Source organism: Stenotrophomonas sp. YIM B13575 (genome assembly GCF_042787595.1).
GTDB lineage: Bacteria > Pseudomonadota > Gammaproteobacteria > Xanthomonadales > Xanthomonadaceae > Stenotrophomonas > Stenotrophomonas lactitubi_B.
This window is the reverse complement of record NZ_JBHZOP010000038.1, coordinates 1-17,183: the sequence shown is the minus strand read 5'-3', so window position 1 is coordinate 17,183 and position 17,183 is coordinate 1. Positions and strand designations below refer to the sequence as shown.

The window sequence follows — 17,183 nt, the reverse complement described above, 5'->3', positions numbered from 1 at the left end:
GGTCCGGTTGCGGGGGCGTGAGCCGCATGGATGCGGCGACCGAGCTTACATGGACGTACTTGCAGCGTCCCCCGCAACCGGACCCACCCCGCCATCCCACAGAACGCCCGCTGTTGCCGTTGCCTTTGACGTTGCCGTTGCGGGTGCCGGGCGCCGCCCGGCCGAGCCCCCCCCCTTCCCCATACCCCGCCGAATGGGTATACAGTCGACCCGTACCGGCATCGTGCCGGAATGAACCCTGGGAGGGGACCATGCGCAAGACCTTCAAGACCCTGCTGCTGGCGCTGCCGCTGTGCCTGGCCGCGCTCTCCGCGCAGGCCGCCGACAGTGCCGCCGGCCGCTGGAAGACCATCGACGACAAGACCGGCAAGGTGAAGTCGATCGTCGAGATCAGCCAGGCCGCCAACGGCACGCTGACCGGCCGGGTGGTCGAGATCCTGCATTCGGACAAGGGCCCGAACCCGGTCTGCGACGGTTGTGAAGGCGCCAACAAGAACAAGCCGGTGCGCGGCATGACCATCCTCTGGAACCTGGCCCAGGACAAGGGCAGCACCAGCAAGTGGTCCGGCGGCACCATCCTGGACCCGGGCAACGGCAAGACCTACAAGTCCAAGCTGGAGCTCCAGTCCGGTGGCACCAAGCTGGATGTGGCCGGCTGCATCGCCTTCATCTGCCGCACGCAGACCTGGGTGCGCGAGTAAGCGCACCGGTCCTGCACGGCCCCCAGTGACCCGGCTCCGGCCGGGTCACTGCGTTGCGGGCATGCGATAATCCCCGGTTCCCCCTGGCTGCACCCCGTGACCATGACCCGTACCGCGCTCGTCACCACCGCCCTGCCCTACGCCAACGGCCCGCTGCACCTGGGCCACCTGGTCGGCTACATCCAGGCTGACATCTGGGTGCGTGCGCGTCGAATGAGCGGCGGCAAGGCCTGGTTCGTGTGCGCCGACGACACCCACGGCACGCCCATCATGCTGGCTGCGGAGAAGGCCGGGGTCACCCCGGAAACCTTCATCGCCAACATCCAGGCCAGTCACGAACGCGATTTCGCCGCCTTTGGCGTCGCCTTCGACCACTACGACTCGACCAATTCGGCCGCCAACAAGGCGCTGACCGAGGCGTTCTACCTGAAGCTGGAAGCGGCCGGCCACATCAGCCGTCGCTCGGTGGCGCAGTTCTACGACCCGGCCAAGGGCATGTTCCTGCCCGACCGCTACGTCAAGGGCATCTGCCCGAACTGCGGCAGCGCCGACCAGTACGGCGACAACTGCGAAGTCTGCGGCGCCACCTATGCGCCGACCGACCTGAAGGAACCGCGCTCGGTGATCTCCGGTGCAACCCCGGAAATGCGCGATTCGGAGCACTTCTTCTTCGAGGTCGGCCACTTCGACGGCTTCCTGCGCGACTGGCTGGCCGGCGATGTCGCCCTGCCCGGTGTGAAGGCCAAGCTCGGTGAATGGCTCAATGCCGAAGGTGGCCTGCGTGCGTGGGACATCTCGCGCGATGCGCCGTATTTCGGTTTCGAGATTCCCGGCCAGCCGGGCAAGTACTTCTACGTCTGGCTGGACGCGCCGATCGGCTACCTGTCCAGCTTCCAGACGTTGTGCAGCAGGATCGGCGAGGATTTCGAAGCGCACCTGCGCGCCGGCACCAGCACCGAACTGCATCATTTCCTCGGCAAGGACATCGTCAATTTCCACGGCCTGTTCTGGCCGGCGGTGCTGCACGGCACCGGCCACCGTGCGCCGACCCGCCTGCACGTCAACGGCTACCTGACCGTCGATGGCGCGAAGATGAGCAAGTCGCGCGGCACCTTCGTGATGGCGCGTACGTTCCTGGATGCCGGCCTGGAACCGGAAGCGCTGCGCTACTACTTCGCCGCCAAGTCCGGTGGCGGCGTCGACGACCTCGACCTGAACCTGGGCGACTTCATCGCCCGCGTCAACGCCGATCTGGTCGGCAAGTTCGTCAACCTCGCCAGCCGCTGCGCCGGTTTCGTCAGCAAGCGCTTCGATGGCCAGCTGGCCGCGCAGCTGCCCGACGCGGCGCAGTACCAGCGCTTCGTCGATGGCCTGGCGCCGATCCGTGAAGCGTACGAGCGCAACGATCCGGCCGCGGCGATCCGCCTGACCATGACCCTGGCCGATGAAGCCAACCGCTACATCGACGACGTCAAGCCGTGGGTGATCGCCAAGCAGGAAGGCGCCGACGCGCAGCTGCAGGCGGTCTGCAGCCAGGGCCTGAACCTGTTCCGCGTGCTGGTCACCGCCTTGAAGCCGGTGCTGCCGGCCACCGCCGCGCAGGCCGAGGCCTTCCTGGCCGCGCCGGTGAATGACTGGACCGAGTTGGCACAGCCGCTGCTCGGCCACCGCATCACCGAGTACACCCCGCTGTTCACCCGTATCGACCCGAAGAAAATTGACGCCATGATCGACGCCTCCAAGGACACCCTGACCGCTGCCGCTGCAGCCCCCGCAGCGAAGGCGGAAGCCGCAAAGCCTGCCGCACCGGTGGTGGCCAAGGACGAAGCAAACAGCGCTGACGCGCCGGCCTACATCGGCATCGACGACTTCGCCAAGCTCGACCTGCGCATCGGCAAGGTGCTGGTGTGCGAGTTCGTGGAAGGTTCGGACAAGCTGCTGCGTTTCGAACTGGATGCGGGCGAACTCGGCAAGCGCCAGATCTTCTCCGGCATCCGCGCCAGCTACGGCGAGCCGGAAGCGCTGGTCGGCCGCAGCGTGGTGTTCATCGCCAACCTGGCCCCGCGCAAGATGCGCTTCGGCCTGAGCGAAGGCATGATCCTGTCGGCCGGTTTCGATGGCGGCGCGCTGGCGCTGCTGGACGCCGACAGCAGCGCGCAGCCGGGCATGCCGGTGCGTTGATGCAACAAGGGCGCGGCCCCGGCCGCGCCCAGCCTTGAGCACCGCGAAGGGAGGTACCGTGATGGGAGATGCTGCGTTGGAACTGGCGCTGTTCGACTTCGACCACACCGTTACCACCTGCGACACCTATGGCCGCTTCCTGCGCCGGGTCGCCACCGCCGAACAGCTGGCACAGGCGTGGTGGAAAGTCGGCCCATGGCTGCTGGCGTACAAGCTGAAGCTGATCTCTGCCGAGCGCATCCGTGCACAGGTGACCCGGTTGACCTTCAGCGAGCGCCACGCCGATGACATCGAGACGCTGGCGGCGGGCTTTTCCCGCGAGTTCCTGCCCGATGTCGTGCGTCCGGAAATGCTGGAGCAGATCCGCTGGCACAAGGCGCAGCAGCACACCGTAGTGGTGGTATCCGGTTCACTGGATCTGTACCTACGGCCGTGGTGCGAACAACTGGGCCTGCAGCTGATCTGCAATCGACTGGAAAGCGAAAGCGGACGCCTGACCGGCCGCTACGCCGGCGGCGATTGTGGCCCGCGCAAGGTCGAGCACATCCGTCGCCAGTTCGATCTGTCACGCTACACACGCATCCATGCCTACGGTGACAGCGCCGAGGATCGTCCGATGCTGGCGCTGGCGCACGAGCGCTGGTACCGCGGCAAACCCCTGAAGTAACCACACGCGCAGCCTTCGCCACGCATGAGCCTGATTCCGCCCCTGACCGAACGCCTGGACCGCTTGCTGCCGCAGACCCAATGTGGGCAATGCGGCTACGACGGCTGCCGCCCGTACGCGCAGGCGATGGCGCGTGGCGAGGTGGGCGTGGATCGTTGTCCGCCGGGTGGCGATGCCGGTGCACGTGCGTTGGCGCAGGTGCTGGGTGTGCCGGCGCCGCCGTTCGATCGATCGCGGGGCGAGCACAAGGCGCCACAGGTGGCATCGATCGTGGAGGCGGACTGCATCGGCTGCACGAAGTGCATACAGGCGTGTCCGGTGGATGCGATCGTCGGTGGGGCGAAATACATGCACACGGTGATTGCGGATCTGTGCACCGGCTGCGAGTTGTGTATTCCGCCGTGTCCGGTGGATTGCATCGAGCTGGTGAAACTGTAACGGGGTCAGATCCCTTTTCCTCCGGAAAAGGGATCTGACCCCTGTCCAGTGATTACGGCACGGCCGCCGTAACGATGATCTCGACCTTCCATTCGGCGTGCGCGAGCTTGGCTTCGACGGTGGCGCGGGCCGGGGTCGCGCCCTCTACCACCCACTCGTCCCACGCCTTGTTCATGCCCTCGAAATCAGCCATGTCGGCCAGGAAGATCTCTGCACGCAGCACGTGCTGGCGGTCACTGGCGACCAGCGCCAGCAGCTTGTCGATCTCGGCCAGCACCTGCCGGGTCTGCCCGGTGATGTCCTGGCTGGTGTCTTCCGGAATCTGGCCGGAAAGGTAGGCGACCTTGTTGTACACGGTCATCTCGGACATGCGCGGTCCGACGTCGTAACGCTCCATCATGGGCGTGGCTCCTGCGGGTGGTCTGAACTGCATTCTCACCCAGCCGGCGTTGGAAGTGTGTGCCCGGTGCGGCCACTGAATACCGCCAGCGGCGGCACAGCCGCACCGCTGGTCAAACCGCGCTGGCAGGCGCACGATGCGCGACGCCCTGCGTTGACACCGCCCTCGCCCTTGCTGCCGCACCCTTGCGCCGATGACCGCCCCTACCGATTCCGTCCCTGCCGCCTCTGCCCCGACCTGGAAGCGGGTCGTCACCATCGTCGTTCCATTGTTGATCCTGGCGCTGGCCCTGCACGGGCTGGCCGGTGAATTCGATGAGCACGGCTATCGCGCGATCCGCCAGGCCTTCCGTCAGCTCAGCGGTGCCCAGATCGCACTGACCGTGCTGCTCGGCCTGGCCAGCTACGCGTGCCTGATCGGCTTCGATGCGATCGGCCTGCGCCGCAGCGGCATCCGCGTGCACCCGGCGCGGATCGGCATCACCGCCTTCCTGGCCCACACCCTGGGCCAGACCGTGGGCTTTGCCGCACTCACCGGTGGTGCCGTGCGCCTGCGTGGCTACCGCAGTGCCGGCCTGGATCTGGCGCAGATCGGCCAGGTGGTGCTGATGAGCACGCTGGGCTTCATCTTCGGCGCGTGGCTGCTGATCGGTGTGGCGCTGTGCATGGAGCCGGCCGCTGCCGCGCTTGCGCTACCGCTGGATCCCGCTGCAGTGCGCGTGGTCGGCATCGTTGCACTGATCGCCTTTGCCGCCACCTTCATCCTGGTCGGCCGCGACGGTCGCCAGTTCCGCATCTTCGGCCATGGCCTGTGGCTGCCCGACCGACGCACCATGCTGGGTGTCACCGTGCTCAGCGTGGTCGAGCTGGTGTTGGCCAGTGCCGCGTTCTACGTGCTGCTGCCGGATTCCACGCCGACCGGGCTTCCTGGTTTCGTCGGCCTGTACCTGGTGGCCGTGCTGGCCGGCCTGGTCTCCACCGTGCCGGCCGGCCTGGGCGTGTTCGAGTGGAGCCTGCTGAAGCTGCTGCCGCAGGTGGCGCCCGCTGCGGTGCTGGCGGCGGCATTGATCTACCGCGTCAGCTACTACGTGCTGCCGCTGCTGCTGGCCACCGTGCTGGCTCTGGCGCCCGCACTGCGGCAACCGCTGCAGGCGAGCGCAGGCGCAACCCGCGCCGGCTGGTACGCGCTGCGCCCGTGGTTGCCGCAGATCATCGCGCTGGCCGCCTTCAGTGTCGGCGCCGCGCTGGTCATCGACGGTACCCTGCCCACGCCACGGCGGCACCTGATCAATGCCTCACTGCCGATCCTGGAAACCTCGCACCTGATCGGCAGCCTCGGCGGTGTCGCCCTGCTGCTGATCGGCCAGGGCCTGGCCCGCCGCAGCCACGCGGCGTGGATGCTGGCGATGGCGATCTGCGTGATCGCGCCGCTGCCGATCTGGCTGCGCGGTGGCCAACCGCTGATCGCCCTGTCGGCGCTGCTGGTGGCGATGGCGCTGTGGGCGGCACGTCGCGAATTCTATCGTCAGGGCGCGCTGCTGGACGAAGCCTGGTCATGGCCCTGGCTGCGCAACCTCGGCCTGGTGCTGGTGGCAGTGACGTGGCTGCTGTTCTTCACCTACAGCCATGTCGAATACCAGAACGAGCTGTGGTGGCAGTTCGCGGTGTCAGGCAATGCACCGCGCGCGCTGCGTGCGCTGCTGCTGGTGGCGATGGCACTGGTGATGTTCGGGCTGGCGCGGTTGCTGCACAGCACGCGCAGCCCGCTGCCGCCTGCCGACGATGCAACCCTGCAGGCACTGGCACCGGTGCTGGCCGGCGCTACCGACACCCAGGCCTGCCTGGTGCTGACCGCCGACAAGGCGGTGCTGCGCGATGCGGAACACAAGGGCTTTGTGATGATGCAGCGCTACGGCGGCTCGCTGATCGCGATGGGCGATCCGGTCGGGCCGCCCGAGGTGGCGCGTGCATTGATCTGGCGCTTCCGCGAGGAAGCCGACCGGCTCGGCCTGCGCCCGGTGTTCTACCAGGTGGGTGAAGCGTATTGGCAGACCTATCTCGATCTCGGGCTGGGCCTGGTCAAGCTGGGTGAGGAGGCCATGGTGCCGCTGCACGACTTCGGCCTGGAAGGCCGTGAGCGTGCCGACCTGCGGCAAGCCTGGAACCGCGGCAAGCGCGGTGGGCTGTCCTTCCGCGTTGCACCGGCGGAAGAGATCCCTGCCCTGCTGCCACGCCTGCATGCCATTTCCAACGCGTGGCTGGACGACAAGTCCGGCGACGAGAAGGGCTTCTCGCTGGGCAGCTACGACCCGGACTATCTGGTGCGTTTCCCGATCGCCCTGGTCGAAGCCGAAGGCCGCATCGTGGCCTTTGCCAACCTGTGGCAGGCACCGGCGGGCGCTGAGTTGTCAGTGGACCTGATGCGCCACGTCAGCGACGCGCCGAAGGGCACGATGGATTTCCTGTTCATCGAGCTGTTCCTGTGGGGGCGCGCGCAGGGGTATGCACGGTTCTCGCTGGGCATGGCGCCACTGTCCGGCCTGGCCCAGCATCGTCTGGCCGGTCGCTGGAACCGCCTGGCCGGCCTGCTCGCACGGCATGGCGAACGCTTCTATGGCTTCAGCGGCCTGCGCCGGTTCAAGTCGAAGTTCGATCCGCAGTGGCGACCGCGCTACCTGGCCGCGCCCGGCGGCATGCACCTGCCGGCCGCACTGCTGGATGCCACGCGGCTGATCTCGCTGGACCCGCGGCGGAATTGAGGTCACGATCCGCCGGGCATGGCCCGGCGCTACCTGCCACCCGGTAGGTGTCGACCTTGGTCGACACACTTCCTGCCATGGAGTTCCAAGCCCAAGCGCCGACCAAGGTCGGCGTCTACCAGGGCCTACGCGCCGCCCTTGAGGATCACCTCGGCAAGGCGATCGTAGTCACCGCCGAAGTGATGGTCACCCGGCAGCTTGACCTTGTGCACGCCATCGTTGCCCGGCAGATCGGGGCACAGCGCGTCCTCGTCCTTGTCGCCGTACACGCACAGAGTCCTGTCCGCCGGCAGCTTGGCCACTTCCGGCGCGATCGGCAGGCCGCCACCACCACCGCCCAGCCAGTTGCTGACATGGAATTCAAAGTCGGCGTTCTTGCCCACCGACAGCAGCACGATGCGCTCGAGACCAGCGCGAGTGCCTGCATCCAGCTGGTTGATGGTGGCCGGCAGCACATCGGCGCCCTGCGAGAAACCGATCAACATCACCTTGTCGCGCTGCCATTGCTGGCGGTAGTGACCGATGATCTTCTGCAGATCGACAGCGAATCCCTGCGGCGTGCGTTCGCTCCAGAAGTAACGCAGCGAATCGAGGCCGACCACCGCCACGCCATGTTCGGCCAGGGCACCCGCTACGTCCTTGTCCAGGCCGGCCCAGCCGCCATCGCCGGAAACGAACACCGCCAGTGTGTCACCGCTGCCCTGCGCCGGCACTTCCACTACCGGCAGCCCCTTCAGGGCATCCGGCGGCGGTGCCAGCGCGACCCCGGCCTGCGCGCCGATTACCCGGGCGGCTGCCACCAGCCCCGGTGTCGCATCGCCGGCAACGGTGCGCTTGAATTCGCGGGCCATCGCAACCTGCTGCACGAACGGGCCGGCGCTGTTGGTTGAACACCCCGGCGCACCGGCCGCGTTCAACCACGGGAAGTTCAGTTCACTGGGCTGCAGGCGGTCGTGCTTCACGCCATCGCCGCAGACCATGCGCTCGTGCGTGTGCGCCGGGCAGAAACCCGAGGTCAACAGGCCGGCGAAGACCTGGGTGTCGGCCTGTGCTGCCAGCGCATAGGCCAGCTCGGCGCCTTCGCCGCTGCCACCGACCAACGGCAGGTGATACCCCGGTAGATGCAGGAATGCCTGCACCCAACGCGAGAAATTCTCGACATCGCCCGCCCCGAACGCGCAGCTGCTGTTGCCTTCGCGCTTGAGCACGCCGCGCAGGTGGGCCACATCCACCGATGCGACCAGCGCACCATCGGCACGCAGCGCTTCGATCGGGCTGCGGCCGGCATCAGCACCATCATGGAACCAGATCACCACCCGTTGTGGCGCCCCGGCCGGCACATGCACCGGCACCTGATCGAAGCGTCCGTGGCTGACCTGCTGCACTGCCGCCACCGCTGGCAACGCCGCCAACGCCAACACCAGCCCCATCGCCCTGCCCAGCCCTGCACGCATCGTTTCGCATCCCGTTGGAATGCGCACACGATACGCCGCCGCTGCGTGCACGGCACGTACCGGTACAGGCGACCCGCAACGCAGCGGGTGGTCGATTCAGCGGGTGCCGGTGGTACGCCCGCGGCGATACAGCGCCAGCGCCAGCCAGATCAACCATCCAACGATTACCGCGATCACCAGTTTCTGCCCCAGCCCGCGCGGTGGCCCACCGCGCCACAGCACATGCATCCACAACAGCACGAAGGCCAGCCATGCCCAGCCCCACAACAGCGCCGCACTGCCCCGCCAGCCCGGCTCGCGGCGCAAGTACCAGGCCTGCAGCAGCATGCCGACGCTGGCGCACAGAAAGGCGGTATTGGCGGCCAGGCCGTGGATCAGCGGTGCCAGCAACGGTGTTGCCTCGGGCAGCCAGCTGTCACCGATGGCAACGGTGGCGAGGCCGCCGGCAGCCACGCAGAACAGCAACGGTGCCGCTGCGCTGCGCCGTGGCCCCACGCTGTACCGGTACAACGCAATACCGAGCACGGCGATGGCCAGTGCCAGCAGGCAATAGGCCGTGCGTAGCGCCAGGCCCCACGGCCCATGCAGGTACAGGCTCAGGGTAGCCTTCACCCAATCCAGATCCGCACGCGCGAACTGCGTCCACAACGTGGTCGCCACGAACAACAGCAGTGCCACCAGCGCCAGCATCGCGGCTGGACGGGCACGACTCATGGGTCGGCGTCCGGATGCCGTGCCTTCCACTCAGCCAGCACCTTGCGGTAACGCTGCAGCTCCTCGCTGTACAGGTCGAGCACGCACAGCGGGCAGCCACTGCCGCAGCATTCGTTGGGGCCGGGTTCTTCCGGCGGCAGCGGACGGGGATCGGCAGGGGTATCGGAGACGGTCACGGCTGGAAACAGCACCACGCGGTTGCAGGTGGATAGTGTAGCGGCGCGCTCAGGCGCCCAGTTGGCGGCGCAGGTTGGCCCGCGCGGCAGCATCAAGCCGCTGGTCGAAAAAGTCGCTGAGGAAGATCCGCGGCGCACGCAGCAGCCCCTGCAGGAAGCGCCGGCGCCCGGCGCGGTACAGGAAGCCCGGCACCACGCCCTTGTACTCTTCGGCCACGCCACGGTCGTAGGCGGAGAACACCGCTTCCGGCGCCGCCAGGATCGCCATGTCGCAATCCAGGAACAACGCGGCTTCGGCATCGACATCGGCCGGGCCCAGCGCGCCATGGCGGGCGGTAAGCAGGATCAACTGCTCGACCCGGCCGGCGTCCACCGATGCCAGCTCCGGTGAGTCCGCGATGGCCTGCAGGGCCAGCGCGGCCGACTTTGCCTCGTTGTCCTTGCGCCCGGCCTGGTAGACCGCATCGTGGTACAGCGCCGCCAGGTAGACCTCGGCCGGCTGCTGCCAGCCCGGCCCCTCGGCCACCGCCTGGCAATGCTGCAGGACCGCGCGCACGTGGCCGAAGTGGTGGTAGGCGCGCGGCGGCGTCGCATAGGCATCCTGCAGTGCCTGCCAGTGCGCGGGAGCGAGGGTCAGCGGGGCGAAGTCCATGCGTGGATGATCCCGCCCTTGGCAACGCCGGGCAAGCTGGCTGTTTTTTCACCATCATTTCACGCGCCGCGCCAGGCAAGGCCCGGCAGCAGTTGTCCACAGGTTTGTCGCGCGCTGGTCCACACCGGCTGTGGATGATCGACGCGCTGATCGCCAGTGGATGCGGACCGCCACATGCAGGTCTACACTGGCTGCAGGCGGGAGCGCCCGCCGCTGCCGGAAACCGTCATGCGCCGTCTTGCCGCTCGATGCTTTCTCCTGTCACTGGCCGCGCTCGGCGCGCCAGCCCTGTCCGCGCAGGATGCTGCGGCTCCTGCGCCCGCCATCCCGACCATCTCCACCGTAAAGGTCACCGCCGCCAGCGTGCCGACGCCCGAACAGGTGTTCGCGATCCCGCCGGCGATGCGCGAGATGCTGCAGAAACAGGTGATCAGCCGTAGTTACTCGCGCGATCAGCGCCTGCAGGCGCTGGTGGAAATGATCTTCAGCCAGCACGGCCTGGACCTGCAGTACGACGCCGATGCGACCTACACCGTCAGCGAGATCTGGCAGCACCAGCGCGCCAACTGCCTCGCTTTCACCCTGCTGTTCGTCACGCTCGCCCGTGAGGCCGGCATCCAGGCGCGGGTGCAGGAAGTCGGCCAGGTGGTGTCGTGGTACCAGGACCAGGACCAGGGCGTGGTCTACAACGTCGGGCACGTCAACGCCGGCGTGGATGTCGGCGGCCGCTACGGCACCGTCGACCTGGACCGCAACGTGCTGTACGACCGCCATGGGCCGCAGCCCATCGGCCGTGAGCGGGCATTGGCGCACTACTACAACAACCGCGGCGCGGAACATCTGGCCGATGGCGACCTGAGCGGCGCGCGTGCCTTCTTCGATGCGGCGCTGGCGCAGGACCCCACATTCGCCGCGACGTGGAACAACATCGGCGTGCTCGACAACCGCCTGGGCGATGACCAGGGAGCTCGCACGGCGCTGGACACCGCCCTGCGCCTGGACGGACGCCAGAGCGCGGCGCTGAACAACGCCAGTGCGCTCTATCGCAAGCTCGGCATGACGGCGCAGGCGCAGGCCATGCAGAAGAAGCTGCAGTCGGTGCAACGCGAGGATCCGTTCGCACAGTACATGCAGGGTGCCCAGGCCGAACGCGCTGGCGACCTGGACAAAGCGATCACCTATTACCGGCGCGCGGTGCGCCTGTACGACACCGCGCACCAGTTCCACTTCGGCCTGGCGCGGGTGTATTTCCTGACCGGCCGGCTGCAGCGTGCAGACCGCGAACTGCTGCGGGCGCAGGAACTGGGCGGTTCAACCCAGCAGGCCCGCTACCAGGCCAAGCTGGACAGCCTGGCCCGCTGGCGGGCGCAGCAGGCCAAGCGCTGAGGCGCGATCAGGCCTTCTTGAGGAAGCAGGTCTTCAGCACCAGCCCCTTGATCTTGTCCGAGTTGCCTTCGATGTGTTCGGCATCGTCTTCGACCAGGCGGATGTTGCGGATCACGGTGCCCTGCTTGAGCGGGATCGAGGAACCCTTGACCTTCAGGTCCTTGATCACGGTGACGGTGTCGCCGGTCTGCAGGGTATTGCCGTTGCTGTCACGCACGACCAGGGTCGAGCCAGCACCTTCTTCGGCCGTCCACTCGAAGCCGCAGTCGGCGCAGATCCACAGCGCACCATCGGCATAGGTGTTTTCCAGGGTGCACTGCGGGCAGGCGGGAACAGAAGACATCGCAAGTACCTCAAAATGAATCAACAGCCGCCATTGTAACCGCCCGGCCTTTTCGTTCATTTTCCGGCGGCGTCCCGGCTGGGCCCCCGCCCGCCCCCGCACAAGGCAGGCAGCGGAACTTGCAGCGCGCGGCAAACTCCAGCAGAGTGCGCGGCCCCTGATCGTCCCCGGACCTCCCCATGCGCCTCGGCATCGACTTCGGTACCAGCAACTCCGCCGCCGCCATCGTGCGTGATGGGACGCTGCTGCCGATCCGCTTCGGCGAGGCCGAACAGTTCCGTACCAGCGTGTACTTCCCCGGCGTGGTGCCTGACCCGGACGATTTCCAGCTCGACGCCGGGCAGGAACACGAACTACAGCAGCTGATCGACAGCGCCGCCCGTGCCGCCCGCGCCGCCGGCCAGGAACGCACGCCACAGGCCCTGCGCCGCGAGGCCTTGCGCGCCCTGCGCCGGGAGTGGATGGAGGCGCGCGCTGGAAAGGAACGCAGTGCCAGCGACCTGCTGCAGAACGCGGTCTATGGCGACGACGCGCTGGAAGCGTATTTCGAGGAGCACGAGGGCAACCTCGTGCAGAGCCCGAAGTCCATGCTCGGCTACAACCTGCACCCGCGCGCGCGGCAGACCATCACCGGCATCGCCGCGCACATCCTCGAACACATCCGCTTGACTGCCAGCGCCCAGCTCGGCCAGCCGCTGCGCAGCGCCCTGCTCGGCCGCCCGGTGCAGTTCCGCAGCTCGATCGGTGAGGCCGGCAACGACCAGGCCCTGGACATCCTGCGCGAAGCGGCCAGCCAGGCCGGCTTCGACCAGATCGACTTCCTTGAAGAACCCGCTGCCGCCGCGATGCATTACCACGCTGAAAGCAGCGATCGCCATCAGGCGGTGATCGTCGATATCGGCGGCGGCACCACCGACATCGCGCACGCCGAAGTGGGCGGCAGCGAAGCGCCACGCATCCACCGCGCCTGGGGTATAGCCCGCGGCGGTACCGATATCGACCTGGCCCTGAGCCTGTCCGGTTACATGCCGCTGTTCGGCCGTGGCATCACCCGCGTACCCACCCACCACTACGTGGAAGCGGCCACCGTGCAGGACATGACCCGCCAGCGCGAGTTCCGCCAGCACAACTACGACAACGTGGATGCGCCGTGGGGCGCGCGCCTGCAGGCACTGCAGGACACCGGCAACACTGCCCGCCTGTACCGCGATGTCGAGCGCGCCAAGATCGCCCTCAGCGGCGCCAGCGAGCATCGCAGCACACTGGACTACATCGCCCGCGACCTGCACGTGGACAACAGCGCCGACGGTCTGGCCGCCGCCGCCCATGGTTACCTGACCCAGATCCGCGAACTGCTTGCGCAGGTCCGCAATGACATCGGCGGCGACCCGGACGCGGTGTTCCTGACCGGCGGCATGTCCCGCGCCGGCTACCTGCGGCAGGCCGCTGCCGAGGCCTTCCCGGGCGCCCGCATGGTCCACGGCGAGCCCTCGTTGGGAGTCGTCCAGGGCCTTGCGCTGGCGGCAGCCAGCCGGGATTAACAAAACGTTACGCGGTCTGCGCTACCCTTGGCCGGCTAGAAAACCGCTGCACCTTCCGCTGGCCTCGCCGGTGTGTGTACCCATGGTGCAGCCTGCCCCGCCCAGCGGGTCTGGCGACCATGCCCTCTGGCTCGATCATGGTCTGCGTACTACCCGAGCCGCCATCGAGACCCGCTTTGGGCACCCGCCAGGCCCCTGTGGCCGTACAACCTGACGCTGAACCAGCACCCATCGACTGCCGCCGTTGTGACGCGGTCTGTTGCCGGTTGCCGGTCCTGCTGCAGCCCGGCGATCACGTGCCCGGCCAGTTCCTGTCGCGCGACGCCCACGGCCGTGCCGTGATGGCGCGCAACGAGGAAGGCTGGTGCGCGGCGATCGATCCGTATCACCTGCGCTGCACGATCTATTCGCAGCGCCCGGCGATCTGCCGCCAGTTCTCGATGGGCGGCGACGACTGCCGCCGCGAGCGGCAGGACTACCTGCGCCAGGCTGAGTCCTGCGCGCTTTCCTCCCCTTCCACCTGACAGGAGCAACCATGCCCCGCAAGGCAAAGACCCCCGCGAAGGCCAGCAACAGCATCCGCAGCGAACGCAAGGGCGCATCCGCCAGCACCGTGGTCAACAGCGACTCGATCGCCTCCGACCTGGCCGCGTTCCGCAAGAGCGGTGGCAAGATTGAAGTTCTCGGTACCACCTGGGCGCTGAAGAAAGCCAGCTGACCCACCCCCGACCGCGGCGGCGCTGCCGCCGCGGCCTGCCGGGCCGCGCTCAGCGGTCCAGGCGTACCTGCACACTGCCCGAGTGCGACTGCACGCGGATATCGCCGTCGCCGCTGCCCAGGCGGGCATCCAGGCTGCTGCCCGGTCCATAGCGCGGCCGCTCGACCTTGCCGGCGTCGCTGTTGATCGACCCGCTGAAGCTGTTCACCGACAGCTGCGCCGACACCGTGCGCGGCAGCCGCAGGCTGACCGATGCACTGACCGACTCCACGTTGATGCGCCCGCCCGGTGCCAGCCCGGCCGCCGACAGGTCGATGCTGCCCGACACGGTTTCCACCGCAAGCCGCTGCACGCGACCGGCGTCGACCTCGACCCGGCCGGACACCGTCTGCGCACCGATATCGCCCGACACGCCGCCGCCGGCTTCGATGCGGCCACTGACGGTGTTCACGTCCAGCTTCGGCGTCTGCAGTCGCGCATTGACACTGCCACTGACCGTATTGAGCTTGCTGTCGCCACTGCGACCCGATGCACTCAGGCTGCCACTGACCGTATCGGCCTGCAGTCGGCGCACGTCAATGCCGCTGATGTCCTGGCTGGCACTGACCGTGCTCAGCAGCAGTTCCACCGAGCGCGGCACGTTGAGGGTCAGGGTGGCGCCGCCACTGTTGCCGCGTCGCGGATACTCGATTTCCCAACGCACACGGTTGGCGCTCTTTTCCTGGCGCAGCTGCAGGCCGTCGCTGAGCGTGCCGGTAAGCTGCACGTCGTTGCGGTCCCAGCCGCGCACGCTCACCTTGCCGGCCACATTGCTCAATTCGATACGACCGCCCGCAGCCAGCGTGTGGCGTTCGTCGATGCGGGTGTCGGCCAGCGCCATGGTGGGCACCAGCAGCAGGGCCGCGCAGAAGGGGAAAAGGGTTCGCATCGGGGGGTCTCCTCAGGTCGTCAAGCCGGATTCGGCGGCATAGGCCGCCTGCCGGGTCAGTTCCAGCCGCAGCGCATAAGTGCGCCTGAGCTGGCCAAGCAGGTGCGGGGCACGCGGGTCCTGCGCCAGCGCGGCACGGATCTGTGCCGCACTTTCATCCAGTTCGTGCAGGGCGGGCTGCCATTCCGGCGCCCGCCCATCAGGCAGCGAAGCCACGGCCTGCTGGTACTGCTCGGTCATCGCCGCGGCCTGCAGTTGCAGGGCGGACGGTGCCGGCGCGTCCAGCTGCGCATGCCGCCATGGCGCCACCGCGTAGAGCGCGAGGCTGGCCGCCAGCGCCGCGCCAACCGGCAACCACCAGCGTCGACGGCTGCGCAGTGGCAACGCCACCACGTTGTCCGTCGGCACCTGCGCGGCAACCGGCTCGCGGGGTGGCAACCGCGCCGACAGGCGTTCCCAGCCATCGGTGGGTACGCTGCGTTCGCTCGGCAGCGCGCGCAGCCGGGCCAGCAGGTCGTGGTCGGAATCGTGGTCGTGTGTACTCATGTCATGTCTCCCAGCCGCGCGCGCAGCAGGCCACGCGCGCGATGCAGCTGTGCTTTGGAACTACCGACCGCCATCTGCAGCTGGCCGGCGATTTCATGATGTTTCCAGCCTTCGATATCGTGCAGCACCAGCACCGCACGTGCGCGCGGTGGCAGGGTCGCCAATGCGCGTTCCAGATCGCGTTCGGTGCCGGCGCAACCGTCATGCACCGCCATCTCCGGCAATCCGCCGTCCACGTCGTCCAGGCTGTCGTGGTCATGCCCGGCGGCGCGGCCGCGCAGTTCCATCAACGCGGCGTTGACCCCCAACCGATGCAGCCAGGTCGACACGCTGCTCTCGAAACGAAAGCCGGGCAGTGCCTTCCATGCCTGCAGGAACGCCTCCTGCAGTGCATCCTCGGCACGTGCCTGCTGGCCGCCGCACAGCCGCCACAAGGTGGCAAACACCCGCGGCGAGTGCCGCCGATACAGCAGTTCGTAGGCAGCGGTATCGCCGGCCGCCGCCGCACGCACCAAAGCGGTTTCGTCGACGACGTCGTTGGCGGCAGGCGGCGCGGGCATGGTGGTGTCGAGCATATCCGTTGGATGCAGCCTGCCGGAAAAAGGTTTAGATCTGCCGATGCGCTTTCCGCTTGCAACCTTTTCGCGGCTGGCTGCATCCATCCCAGGTCCCCCGCAGGCCTGCCCGGCCAGGAGCCTCCCATGTCCAGTCCTTCCTGCGCCGCCCTGCTGGCGATCGTGGTCTGCATGCTGCTGCAGGCGTTCGGCGTTTCCCTGCACTGGCGCGCCGACAGCGGCCGCGCCTGCCTGCAGCAGCACAAACAGGACCTTGTCTGCCTTGCCTGGACACAGGCGGTCGAAACACCGACACGCGCCGGGTAACATCAAGCCCTGTTTCCGTCACACGTTGTCGCCCCATGATGTTGTCGCTGAAGGACCACCTGCCCGCCTGGACCCACCCCTGGCTGCATGACATCGGGATCGCCCTGCAGATCCTGGTCACCCTGCTCGCCGCCTGGCTGCTGCGGGTGCTGGCGCGGCGCCTGATCCGCCGCTTCGCCGATCACTACACGTTGCCACCGGAAATGGTGATGGGTGCGCGCCGGATCACCAGTTTCGTGGTCTATTTCAGCGCGGTGCTGTACATCCTCAGCCTGCTCGGCGCCTCGCCCTCGGTACTGTGGACGGCCTTCACCGGCTTCGCAGCGGTGGGTGCGGTGGCGTTCTTCGCGGCCTGGAGCGTGCTGTCCAACATCTTCTGCACGCTGCTGATCTTCACCACGCGGCCGTTCCGCCTGCATGACTACATCGAAGTGCTGGAGAACGGCGAAAAGCCCGGGCTGAAGGGCCGGGTGATCGACGTCAACCTGATCTACACCACGCTGCAGGAAACCGGTGACGGCCACGAGGGCACGGTGCTGCAGCTGCCGAACAACCTGTTCTTCCAACGCACGGTGCGCCGCTGGCGCGACCCGACGCAGGCGCCTGGCGGCATCCAGGGCGACGGCTGAGGTTAGGTTGGTCGGCAGGGCTGTGCCCTGCGCCCGCAGAGGCGGTAGTGGCGGCCGCGGGCCGGCCACC

The 17,183-nt window shown here is 67.8% G+C and carries 20 protein-coding genes; 11 read left to right on the top strand and 9 right to left on the bottom strand.

Translation table 11 applies throughout. The annotated features are described in order from the left end of the window. Window positions 1-251 precede the first annotated feature (251 nt). From ACFX4F_RS07515 to rnfB, 4 genes are all read left to right on the top strand, one after another. Entirely contained in the window at window positions 252-701 is a 450-nt protein-coding gene (locus ACFX4F_RS07515; protein WP_100553177.1) for a DUF2147 domain-containing protein, read from the top strand. Window positions 702-803: 102 nt separating this feature from the next. Further along, complete coding sequence (metG, locus tag ACFX4F_RS07510) at window positions 804-2,882, top strand: methionine--tRNA ligase (protein ID WP_380653729.1); 2,079 nt, start codon at window positions 804-806, stop codon at window positions 2,880-2,882. Between the two features lie 76 nt (window positions 2,883-2,958). Continuing rightward, a complete protein-coding gene (locus ACFX4F_RS07505) occupies window positions 2,959-3,549 on the top strand; it encodes an HAD family hydrolase (RefSeq protein ID WP_380653736.1) in 591 nt (196 codons plus the stop codon). A gap of 24 nt (window positions 3,550-3,573) precedes the next feature. Then, the gene (gene rnfB / locus ACFX4F_RS07500) at window positions 3,574-3,987 is read left to right on the top strand and encodes an Rnf electron transport complex subunit RnfB (RefSeq protein ID WP_380653726.1); all 414 of its coding nucleotides are present in this window, start codon (window positions 3,574-3,576) and stop codon (window positions 3,985-3,987) included. 52 nt (window positions 3,988-4,039) lie between these two features. Here the strand turns inward: rnfB and ACFX4F_RS07495 are convergent, their stop codons facing one another. Further along, the gene (locus tag ACFX4F_RS07495; RefSeq protein ID WP_025879081.1) at window positions 4,040-4,387 is read right to left on the bottom strand and encodes a RidA family protein; all 348 of its coding nucleotides are present in this window, start codon (window positions 4,385-4,387) and stop codon (window positions 4,040-4,042) included. Window positions 4,388-4,580: 193 nt separating this feature from the next. On the opposite strand from ACFX4F_RS07495, the gene mprF reads away from it, so the two are divergent. Beyond that, entirely contained in the window at window positions 4,581-7,145 is a 2,565-nt protein-coding gene (mprF, locus tag ACFX4F_RS07490) for a bifunctional lysylphosphatidylglycerol flippase/synthetase MprF (RefSeq protein ID WP_205406234.1), read from the top strand. A gap of 125 nt (window positions 7,146-7,270) precedes the next feature. Here mprF and ACFX4F_RS07485 read toward each other — a convergent pair whose 3' ends face one another. The 4 genes from ACFX4F_RS07485 to ACFX4F_RS07470 form a co-directional block, all read right to left on the bottom strand. Further along, complete coding sequence (locus ACFX4F_RS07485) at window positions 7,271-8,599, bottom strand: virulence factor family protein (RefSeq protein ID WP_380653721.1); 1,329 nt, start codon at window positions 8,597-8,599, stop codon at window positions 7,271-7,273. 96 nt (window positions 8,600-8,695) lie between these two features. Continuing rightward, window positions 8,696-9,313, bottom strand: coding sequence for a DUF998 domain-containing protein (locus ACFX4F_RS07480; protein ID WP_380653718.1), 618 nt, complete (start codon window positions 9,311-9,313; stop codon window positions 8,696-8,698). Further along, the gene (locus ACFX4F_RS07475; RefSeq protein ID WP_229980123.1) at window positions 9,310-9,489 is read right to left on the bottom strand and encodes an oxidoreductase-like domain-containing protein; all 180 of its coding nucleotides are present in this window, start codon (window positions 9,487-9,489) and stop codon (window positions 9,310-9,312) included. Before ACFX4F_RS07475 ends, ACFX4F_RS07480 begins: the two co-directional genes overlap by 4 nt. 49 nt (window positions 9,490-9,538) lie before the next feature. After that, window positions 9,539-10,141: a hypothetical protein gene (locus tag ACFX4F_RS07470; protein WP_089236395.1), complete on the bottom strand. Its 603-nt coding sequence runs from the start codon at window positions 10,139-10,141 to the stop codon at window positions 9,539-9,541. Window positions 10,142-10,369: 228 nt separating this feature from the next. Here ACFX4F_RS07470 and ACFX4F_RS07465 point away from each other — a divergent pair, with 228 nt between their 5' ends. After that, window positions 10,370-11,527 (top strand): tetratricopeptide repeat protein, encoded by a 1,158-nt coding sequence (locus ACFX4F_RS07465; protein WP_380653715.1) that lies wholly within the window; start codon window positions 10,370-10,372, stop codon window positions 11,525-11,527. A 7-nt stretch (window positions 11,528-11,534) separates the two neighbouring features. Here the strand turns inward: ACFX4F_RS07465 and ACFX4F_RS07460 are convergent, their stop codons facing one another. Beyond that, the gene (locus ACFX4F_RS07460; RefSeq protein ID WP_099818962.1) at window positions 11,535-11,870 is read right to left on the bottom strand and encodes a zinc ribbon domain-containing protein YjdM; all 336 of its coding nucleotides are present in this window, start codon (window positions 11,868-11,870) and stop codon (window positions 11,535-11,537) included. Window positions 11,871-12,049: 179 nt separating this feature from the next. Between ACFX4F_RS07460 and ACFX4F_RS07455 the strand changes: the two genes are divergently transcribed. From ACFX4F_RS07455 to ACFX4F_RS07445, 3 genes are all read left to right on the top strand, one after another. Then, a complete protein-coding gene (locus tag ACFX4F_RS07455; protein ID WP_099818961.1) occupies window positions 12,050-13,411 on the top strand; it encodes an Hsp70 family protein in 1,362 nt (453 codons plus the stop codon). Between the two features lie 230 nt (window positions 13,412-13,641). Then, the gene (locus ACFX4F_RS07450) at window positions 13,642-13,935 is read left to right on the top strand and encodes a YkgJ family cysteine cluster protein (protein WP_051501656.1); all 294 of its coding nucleotides are present in this window, start codon (window positions 13,642-13,644) and stop codon (window positions 13,933-13,935) included. Window positions 13,936-13,946: 11 nt separating this feature from the next. Next, on the top strand, window positions 13,947-14,129 hold the full coding sequence (locus tag ACFX4F_RS07445; RefSeq protein ID WP_025879072.1) for a hypothetical protein: 183 nt from the start codon (window positions 13,947-13,949) through the stop codon (window positions 14,127-14,129). Window positions 14,130-14,178: 49 nt separating this feature from the next. On the opposite strand, the gene ACFX4F_RS07440 is transcribed toward ACFX4F_RS07445, so the two are convergent. The 3 genes from ACFX4F_RS07440 to ACFX4F_RS07430 are packed head-to-tail and all read right to left on the bottom strand — an operon-like array spanning window position 14,179 to window position 16,178. Beyond that, complete coding sequence (locus ACFX4F_RS07440; RefSeq protein ID WP_180166255.1) at window positions 14,179-15,057, bottom strand: DUF4097 family beta strand repeat-containing protein; 879 nt, start codon at window positions 15,055-15,057, stop codon at window positions 14,179-14,181. Window positions 15,058-15,069: 12 nt separating this feature from the next. Then, a complete protein-coding gene (locus ACFX4F_RS07435) occupies window positions 15,070-15,603 on the bottom strand; it encodes a hypothetical protein (RefSeq protein ID WP_099818959.1) in 534 nt (177 codons plus the stop codon). Then, window positions 15,600-16,178 (bottom strand): RNA polymerase sigma factor, encoded by a 579-nt coding sequence (locus ACFX4F_RS07430; protein ID WP_380653710.1) that lies wholly within the window; start codon window positions 16,176-16,178, stop codon window positions 15,600-15,602. Before ACFX4F_RS07430 ends, ACFX4F_RS07435 begins: the two co-directional genes overlap by 4 nt. A gap of 126 nt (window positions 16,179-16,304) precedes the next feature. On the opposite strand from ACFX4F_RS07430, the gene ACFX4F_RS07425 reads away from it, so the two are divergent. Together ACFX4F_RS07425 and ACFX4F_RS07420 are read left to right on the top strand one after the other, a co-directional pair. Continuing rightward, window positions 16,305-16,484, top strand: coding sequence for a hypothetical protein (locus tag ACFX4F_RS07425; protein ID WP_380653707.1), 180 nt, complete (start codon window positions 16,305-16,307; stop codon window positions 16,482-16,484). Between the two features lie 35 nt (window positions 16,485-16,519). Continuing rightward, on the top strand, window positions 16,520-17,113 hold the full coding sequence (locus ACFX4F_RS07420; RefSeq protein WP_099818956.1) for a mechanosensitive ion channel family protein: 594 nt from the start codon (window positions 16,520-16,522) through the stop codon (window positions 17,111-17,113). The last annotated feature ends 70 nt before the right edge of the window (window positions 17,114-17,183 follow it).

Excerpts from the sequence above, each read along its gene's own strand:
- ACFX4F_RS07515 (WP_100553177.1), top strand. The coding sequence starts at position 252 with ATGCGCAAGACCTTCAAGACCCTGCTGCTGGCGCTGCCGCTGTGCCTG.
- metG (WP_380653729.1), top strand. The coding sequence starts at position 804 with ATGACCCGTACCGCGCTCGTCACCACCGCCCTGCCCTACGCCAACGGC.
- rnfB (WP_380653726.1), top strand. The coding sequence starts at position 3,574 with ATGAGCCTGATTCCGCCCCTGACCGAACGCCTGGACCGCTTGCTGCCG.
- ACFX4F_RS07495 (WP_025879081.1), bottom strand. The coding sequence starts at position 4,387 with ATGATGGAGCGTTACGACGTCGGACCGCGCATGTCCGAGATGACCGTG.
- mprF (WP_205406234.1), top strand. The coding sequence starts at position 4,581 with ATGACCGCCCCTACCGATTCCGTCCCTGCCGCCTCTGCCCCGACCTGG.
- ACFX4F_RS07485 (WP_380653721.1), bottom strand. The coding sequence starts at position 8,599 with ATGCGTGCAGGGCTGGGCAGGGCGATGGGGCTGGTGTTGGCGTTGGCG.
- ACFX4F_RS07480 (WP_380653718.1), bottom strand. The coding sequence starts at position 9,313 with ATGAGTCGTGCCCGTCCAGCCGCGATGCTGGCGCTGGTGGCACTGCTG.
- ACFX4F_RS07470 (WP_089236395.1), bottom strand. The coding sequence starts at position 10,141 with ATGGACTTCGCCCCGCTGACCCTCGCTCCCGCGCACTGGCAGGCACTG.
- ACFX4F_RS07465 (WP_380653715.1), top strand. The coding sequence starts at position 10,370 with ATGCGCCGTCTTGCCGCTCGATGCTTTCTCCTGTCACTGGCCGCGCTC.
- ACFX4F_RS07460 (WP_099818962.1), bottom strand. The coding sequence starts at position 11,870 with ATGTCTTCTGTTCCCGCCTGCCCGCAGTGCACCCTGGAAAACACCTAT.
- ACFX4F_RS07455 (WP_099818961.1), top strand. The coding sequence starts at position 12,050 with ATGCGCCTCGGCATCGACTTCGGTACCAGCAACTCCGCCGCCGCCATC.
- ACFX4F_RS07445 (WP_025879072.1), top strand. The coding sequence starts at position 13,947 with ATGCCCCGCAAGGCAAAGACCCCCGCGAAGGCCAGCAACAGCATCCGC.
- ACFX4F_RS07440 (WP_180166255.1), bottom strand. The coding sequence starts at position 15,057 with ATGCGAACCCTTTTCCCCTTCTGCGCGGCCCTGCTGCTGGTGCCCACC.
- ACFX4F_RS07435 (WP_099818959.1), bottom strand. The coding sequence starts at position 15,603 with ATGAGTACACACGACCACGATTCCGACCACGACCTGCTGGCCCGGCTG.
- ACFX4F_RS07430 (WP_380653710.1), bottom strand. The coding sequence starts at position 16,178 with ATGCTCGACACCACCATGCCCGCGCCGCCTGCCGCCAACGACGTCGTC.
- ACFX4F_RS07425 (WP_380653707.1), top strand. The coding sequence starts at position 16,305 with ATGTCCAGTCCTTCCTGCGCCGCCCTGCTGGCGATCGTGGTCTGCATG.
- ACFX4F_RS07420 (WP_099818956.1), top strand. The coding sequence starts at position 16,520 with ATGATGTTGTCGCTGAAGGACCACCTGCCCGCCTGGACCCACCCCTGG.